Consider the following 641-nt stretch of genomic DNA (forward strand, 5'->3'; position numbering starts at 1 on the left):
TGTTGACGCGCATCCAAAATTGACCAGGTAAACGCAGTTTTACGCAACGAATATTGACCAGGGAAATTAACCTATCCTTACTGTTTTTCTGTAAGGAAATTCAAGGTGATTACCATGGGAATGTATGCCAAAGTCCGTCGGTTATTCTATCGAGAACGACTATCTATCAGTGAAATCGCGCGGCAGACGAGTTTGTCGCGCAACACCATCAAGAAATGGCTCAAGGAAAGCGAAAGTAGTGAGCCGAAGTACCATCGTCCTAAAGCGGTGAGTAAGATCACACCGTTTGAGTCAACAATTCAATTAGCGCTACAGACTGATAGCCACCGTCCTAAACGGGATCGACGTACCGCTCTGATGCTATTTAGAGAAATCCAGCAGGAAGGTTTTACCGGCAGTTATTCCGGTGTCAGGCGCTATATCAATAGTTGGCGCGATCAGGCCGCCAAAGTATCCGGCAAATCAGCCTTCGTCCCGCTCAAATTCCAACTAGGTGAAGCGTTTCAGTTCGATTGGAGTGAAGAGCTTCTAGTCATTGGCGGCATTCATCGCAAGCTGCTTGTTGCGCATACCAAGCTTTGCGCTAGTCGAGCTTTTTGGTTAGTCGCCTATCCCACACAAAGTCATGAAATGCTATTCGA

At 46.8% G+C, this 641-nt stretch carries 1 pseudogene; it reads left to right on the forward strand.

From position 1 onward, the window contains the following. Positions 1-105: 105 nt before the first annotated feature. Positions 106-641 (forward strand): annotated as a pseudogene (locus tag QN395_RS21405) (IS21 family transposase); the annotation flags it as partial.

This window comes from Undibacterium sp. RTI2.2, assembly GCF_035018705.1.
Taxonomy (GTDB): domain Bacteria; phylum Pseudomonadota; class Gammaproteobacteria; order Burkholderiales; family Burkholderiaceae_D; genus Undibacterium.